General features: G+C 71.0%; 7 protein-coding genes and 1 other RNA gene. 4 read left to right on the top strand and 4 right to left on the bottom strand.

The features are described 5' to 3' along the window. A partial coding sequence (locus tag KME77_RS00795; protein ID WP_219460266.1) for a bifunctional RNase H/acid phosphatase occupies positions 1 to 1,182 on the top strand: 1,182 nt, incomplete at its 5' end. A 334-nt stretch (positions 1,183 to 1,516) separates the two neighbouring features. Here the strand turns inward: KME77_RS00795 and KME77_RS00790 are convergent. From KME77_RS00790 to KME77_RS00780, 3 genes are read right to left on the bottom strand one after another with little or no spacing between them, the layout of a single operon-like run. Then, complete coding sequence (locus tag KME77_RS00790) at positions 1,517 to 1,867, bottom strand: DUF3703 domain-containing protein (RefSeq protein ID WP_219460262.1); 351 nt, start codon at positions 1,865 to 1,867, stop codon at positions 1,517 to 1,519. After that, positions 1,864 to 2,673, bottom strand: a complete 810-nt coding sequence (locus KME77_RS00785; RefSeq protein ID WP_219460259.1) for a cation efflux transmembrane domain-containing protein — start codon at positions 2,671 to 2,673, stop codon at positions 1,864 to 1,866. Before KME77_RS00785 ends, KME77_RS00790 begins: the two co-directional genes overlap by 4 nt. Then, positions 2,673 to 3,008, bottom strand: coding sequence for an ArsR/SmtB family transcription factor (locus tag KME77_RS00780; protein WP_219460256.1), 336 nt, complete (start codon positions 3,006 to 3,008; stop codon positions 2,673 to 2,675). Before KME77_RS00780 ends, KME77_RS00785 begins: the two co-directional genes overlap by 1 nt. Before the next feature lie 126 nt (positions 3,009 to 3,134). Here KME77_RS00780 and rnpB point away from each other — a divergent pair. The 3 genes from rnpB to KME77_RS00765 all read left to right on the top strand — a co-directional run bounded on the left by rnpB (position 3,135) and on the right by KME77_RS00765 (position 5,537). Beyond that, positions 3,135 to 3,525, top strand: an RNA gene (gene rnpB / locus KME77_RS00775) — RNase P RNA component class A. Between the two features lie 431 nt (positions 3,526 to 3,956). Next, positions 3,957 to 4,949, top strand: coding sequence for a PASTA domain-containing protein (locus KME77_RS00770; RefSeq protein ID WP_219460253.1), 993 nt, complete (start codon positions 3,957 to 3,959; stop codon positions 4,947 to 4,949). A 267-nt stretch (positions 4,950 to 5,216) separates the two neighbouring features. Further along, a complete protein-coding gene (locus tag KME77_RS00765) occupies positions 5,217 to 5,537 on the top strand; it encodes a hypothetical protein (protein ID WP_219460249.1) in 321 nt (106 codons plus the stop codon). Here the strand turns inward: KME77_RS00765 and KME77_RS00760 are convergent. Further along, positions 5,489 to 5,755: hypothetical protein (locus KME77_RS00760; protein WP_219460246.1), on the bottom strand; the 267-nt coding region annotated here is incomplete at its 5' end. The two genes, KME77_RS00765 and KME77_RS00760, sit on opposite strands and share 49 nt — an antisense overlap.

The raw sequence follows: 5,755 nt of genomic DNA, 5'->3' as shown, positions 1-5,755 counted from the left end.
GCCGGCTACGGCGCCGTCGTCATGGACGCGGCCGACCGCCAGGTCCTGGCGGAGGCCGCGGAGGCGATCGGCGTCGCCACCAACAACGTCGCCGAGTACCGCGGCCTCATCGCCGGCCTGCGGGCGGTGCTCGCCCTGGCCGGCGAGGGCGCGCCGGTGGCGGTGCGGATGGACTCCAAGCTCGTCATCGAGCAGATGGCCGGCCGCTGGAAGATCAAGCACGAGGGCCTGCGGCCGCTCGCCCTGGAGGCCGGCGAGCTGGTCAGGCGGCTGCGGGTGACGGAGTGGACGTGGATACCCCGCGCCCACAACCAGCACGCCGACCGCCTGGCCAACGAGGCCATGGACGCGGCGGCCAAGGGGCTCACCTGGAAGGCGGGCGGCACCGCCGCCGACAACCCGGGGGGCGCGGGCTCGTCCGGCGGGGAACCCGCTGCGCAGCCTCAACTGATCGAGCAGACCGACCTCCTCGACAACCCCGGCCTGTCGGCCCCCTCCGCCTCGGTCGCCGCCGACCAGCAGCGCCACCAGGGGAGCCGCGGCACCGGCTGGTCCCCGCCCACCCGCGTGGCGACCTCCCTCATCCTCCTGCGCCACGGCGAGACCCCTCTGTCCGTCGAACGCCGCTTCTCCGGCCTCGGCGACGCCGAGCTCACCCCCAACGGCCTCGCCCAGGCCGCTGCCGCCGCCGACCGGCTGGCGCGTCCCCCGTACCAGGTGGACGTGATCGTCACCTCCCCGCTCAAACGCGCCCGGCAGACGGCGGAGGCGGTCGCCGGCCGTACGGGGCTCAGCGTGGAAGTGGACGACGACCTGCGAGAGGCCGACTTCGGCGACTGGGAGGGCCACACGTTCACCGAGGTCCAGCGCCGCTGGCCGGCCGAACTCGCCGCCTGGCTCGCCGACCCGTCCGCCGCCCCGCCCGGCGGCGAGAGCTTCACCACGACGGCCCGCCGGGTGGGGCGCGCGGGCGAGCGCCTGGTCGAGCGGTACGAGGGCCGTACGGTGCTGCTCGTGTCCCACGTGACCCCCATCAAGATGCTGCTCCGCTTCGCCCTGATGGCCCCGCCGGAGGCGCTGTACCGGATGCACCTGGACCTGGCCTGCCTGTCGCTGATCGAGTACTACGTGGACGGCCAGGCCGTCGTGAAATCCTTCAACGACACCTCCCACCTGCGCTGACCCACAGACATTGCTCCCGGTCGAGCCAGAGGCTCGACCCCTGTAGGTCCTCGCTCACGCTCGGGCGCTCTCCTGAAGGTGCGGGCTTCGCCCACACCGCCCCCAGGGGCTGGGCGAGGCAGGCGCTCCAGCTCAGCCGGAGAGCGGCGATTCAACTCAGCCGGAGCGCACGGCAACCCCCGCCAACCCAGACGTCGGCCGAAGTCCTACGCCCTGCGACGAGGACACCGCCTCATTCCATCGGTGACCTCCAGCACCAGGTGCCGATGAGCCTGGCTCCCCTCGAAGATCGACCATGAGAAAAGGAAGTGGCGACGGGCAGCGCCGTGATCGCTCAGGTGGTGGCCAGCAGGGCGGCCAGGTCCTCGGGGAGCGGCATCGGCTGGGTCAGGCCGACGCGGGCGCGACCGGTGTTGCCCTCGGGGTAGCGGCCCAGCGCGCTGCCCGGAGCGGCCACGATGATGCGGATGACCTGCCCGAACGCCTCACGCCTGTCCCGCTGCCCGACCGCGAGGGCGAACATGGCGACATGGTTGCGGGTGTGCGGCCAGGGCCAGGGCTGGGACAGGATGTGCGCGCGCTCCAGGTGCCGCCAGCGCGCCTCGGCGTCGGTGGTGGTACGGGCGGCGCGCATCTCGGAGTGGTAGGCGGCCCGTACGGGGGCGGGCATCGGACGGCCGATCATGTGGCGGTTCCCTTCGGCTGGCTCGTCGCGGGTGCGCAGCAGCCGTCATCGCAGTGCTGGCCGGTCTGCTCCTGTCCGGCGGCGGTGGTGACGGCGATGGCGGCGGTGGCGGTAACAGCGGCGTCGGCGGTGGCAGTGACGGTGGTGCCGGTGGTGCCGGTTGGGGCGGTGGCGGTGAGGGGTGGGCAGCAGGCGTCGCCACGCCAGGCGTCGCGGCCTTCCTTGACCGCGACGGCGGCGATGACCAGGGCGGCGACCGGGTCGGCCCAGGACCAGCCGAACAGGCTGTTGAACGCCAGCCCGGCCAGCAGCACCGCCGACAGGTAGGTGCAGAGCAGGGTCTGCTTGGAGTCGGCCACCGCACTGGCGGAGCCTAGCTCGCGTCCGGCGCGGCGCTGGGCGGCCGACAGGAACGGCATCACCACCAGGGACAGTGCCGCCAAAACCAGGCCAGGAGTGGAATGCCGCGCTTCACCGACGCCGAGCAGCGCGCGGACGGCGTCGAAACTGACATAAGTGGCCAGCGCGAAGAACGAGAGGGCGATGACCCGCAGCGCGGCCTTCTCCCGGCGTTCGTGGTCGGCGGCCGAGAACTGCCAGGCGACCGCGGCGGCCGAGGCGACCTCGACGACGGAGTCGAGGCCGAAGCCGATCAGGGCGGCGGAGGAGGCGAGGGTTCCGGCGGTGATGGCGACGGCGGCCTCGGCCACGTTGTAGGTGATGGTGGCGGCGACCAGCAGCCGGACGCGCCGCCGCAACACGGTGCGGCGGCCTGGGGAGAGGCTCGGGCTGAGGGCGGTGACCATCAGCAGCAGTCCTTGTCGGCGGCGTCGGCGCAGGTACGGTCGGCGGCGACCGCGATCACGGCGGTACGCAGATCGTCCAGCGCGTGACCGAGCCGGGGATCGGCCAGCTCGTAGCGAGTACGGCGGCCGACCGGAACCGTCATTACCAGGCCGCAGTCCCGCAGACAGGCCAGGTGGTTGGACAGCCGGGTGCGTGAGATGCTGAGCAGATCGGCCAGCTCGGCGGGATGCGCCGGCGCCTCGCGCAGGGCGAGGAGGATGCGGCAGCGGATCGGGTCGGCCAGAGCGCGCCCGAACCGGGCGAGCACCTCGATCTCGGGGGCGATCATCAGCATGCCCCGATGATACATAAATCCCTGAATTCACGAAATCCTGTATTCAAGCGGAAATAAGCCGCGAGCCCGCCGCCCTGCCCGGCCGCGGACGAGAGGTCGCCGAAACGCGATAAAGTACACGGCAGACGAGTCGGCCGGGCGGCCGCGTCGGGTCCTCAGGGGCCCGCCGAGGAAGGTCCGGGCTCCACAGGGCAGGGTGGTCGGTAACGCCGACCCGGGGCGACCCGCGGGACAGTGCCACAGAAAGCAAACCGCCTCCTCAGGGAGGTAAGGGTGAAACGGTGGTGTAAGAGACCACCAGTGCCCACGGCGACGTGGGCGGCTAGGTAAACCCCACCCGGAGCAAGGTCAAGAAGGGGCGCTCTCCGGAGCGTCCCGCGCGCGACGTTCGAGGGCTGCCCGCCCGAGCCGCGCGGGTGGACCGCTTGAGGCCGTTGGCAACGACGGCCCTAGATGGATGGTCGCCCCTTCGCTCTCCAGCGAAGGACAGAACCCGGCCTACAGGCCGACTCGTCTCTCCCGCCTCTCTGATCAGAGGTTCAGGGTGCGCGCTTTCCTTCTCGGCCCGGCTCTGTTCCGCCGCCCCGGAGGGGGACTGGCCACCGTCAAGCTGAATGGCAAGCGCTGACGTCGCTCGCCGAGAGGTGAAGTGCCGGATCGGGTCGGTCAAGGCCGTACGAACCGCAGCAAAGGTGATCAACAGCCGGAATAGCCTCGCATCATTGCAGGTCAGATAAATCCATTGGAAGATCGGTCCAGAACCACGGCCATTCCTTCACCGCGCCGCTCCCGGGCCGGCTCCGGTTCCCGCTTCGGAGGCGACCGCGTATCCGGCCCTCCCGCCGGGAGGCAGGGCCCGCCGGAAGGCAGGGCCCGCCGGAAGGCGGGGCTCGCCCCAAGCAGGCGCTCGCTTCGCGCGGGCGAACGGCAGACAGAGGGAGACACGTGATGAGGTTCACCGATCGGCTCAGGCGTACCGGGGCCGCACGATGGAGGGTGGTGGTGCTGGCGGCGACGCTGCTGGCCACGTTCCAGGCCATCACCCCCGCGACCGCCACAGCGTCCGCGACCGGCTCGGCAGCGCAGGTGAGCGCGGCAGCCTCGCCCAGATACCTGAACCTTCACCAGTGCGTCTACGAGACGTTCTACCCCAGCCCCAAGCTCAAGGACTTATACACGACGATCCTGCGCGGAAGCGCCGGCGGCACCCACATCAGCAATGTTCCCGAGACCGCGGTGAACTGCCCGCCGAACGTGGAGGGCGATCGCTGGAACAACGCCGCGCTGTCGGGGGTCGTCGCGCTCGACCTGAACGCGGGCCGCTACCTCAACCTTCATCAGTGCACGTACTACCGCATCTACCACGAGTGGTTCACCACGATCCTGCCCACCAGCGCCGGTGGCACCAACGTCAGCAATGTTCCCGAGACCGGGGCGAACTGCCCGCCGCAACTGGCGGAAGGGTTCAACGTTCCCTCGCGCTCGGGTGTGGTCGCGCTCGACCTGACCGCGGGCCGCTACCTGAACCTCAGCCAATGCGTCTACCTCACCGACGACAACGACCTGGCCACGATCATCCTGCCCTGGAGTGTGGCCGGGGGTGGCGGCGGCACCAACGTCAGCAACGTTCCCGATACGGGGGTGAACTGCCAGACGTTCGCGATCTGGGGCGCCCTGCAGTCGTTGAAGGGGGGCATGGCACTCGATCTCCAGTCGCCGGACCTGGCCGGGCCTGTCCCGAACGTCCTGGATTGGGGACGCAGCAGGGCGGTTTCCGCCATCCAGGCAGCTGGCTTCGTCGCCCAGACCTCATCAGGGGGTTTCGACTGCGGGCCTCTCTACGTTCAGGGCCAGAGCCCCGCCGGTGGCACGGTGGCGCCGTTCGGGTCGATCGTCCGCCTCACCATCAGCCGGCAGCCCCGCCCGGAGGACTGCCCGTAGGGCGCGTAGACGTCCAGTGGCGGTTGACGTCCTGTCGTCCCGACGTGACCGGTGTACGGATGTGACGTGGCTCGCTGAGTGTTCCGCCGCGGCGTTCGGAGAGGCGCTCGGAGAGGCGCTGCGGGGCGTGGCGCCGGAGCTTGCCGGACGCTCCATCACGTTCGCCAGGCCGCGGGGGAGTGACCGGCGAGTGACCGGTGTGACAGTGGCCGGAGGCATCCTCCTGGTGACCGAGCAGTCACCCTCCGGAACGGAACGGACCTCCCCATGCGCAAGCACCACAAGATCGCCGCCACCCTCCTCGTCACCGGCCTGGCCGCCCTCGCCGGCCCCCAGGCCCAGGCGAAGGGCGAGCTGGGCGGGCTCGACCGGCTCATCCCCTACTGCCAGGCGGTCGGGCACCTCACCGCCATCACCACCGACACGAGCAAGGCCGAGAGCTGGAAGTGCGTCGGAGGCGGAGGCGCGCACTTCGACATCAACATGAACGACGCCTGCAGATGGCACTACCCCCACGCCGGAGGCGACGTGCGCGCCACCTACAGGAACCCGCCGGGCGACGCCTTCTCCTGGTACTGCTTCAACTGAGTCTGAGCCGCCCCCGGGCTCGACGGAGCCTCAGGGACGGACTCGGCCGGTCGGCGTACTCCCTGCTCGAAGCTGTAACCGGTCTGGGCGCCGCACGCGAAGGCGGCCGCGTACGCGCGGGCGCCGAGCGCGTGGCGCACCCGCGCGCACGTCTCGGCGTGCGCGCGGTGAAAGGGGCGCAGGCCGAGCAGCTCGACGCCGATGCGCTGCCGGGCGCT

The organism is Nonomuraea rhizosphaerae, from assembly GCF_019396405.1.
Classification (GTDB): domain Bacteria; phylum Actinomycetota; class Actinomycetes; order Streptosporangiales; family Streptosporangiaceae; genus Nonomuraea; species Nonomuraea rhizosphaerae.
Note: the sequence above shows the minus strand (reverse complement) of the source record. Positions and strands in the feature narration are given on the sequence as shown.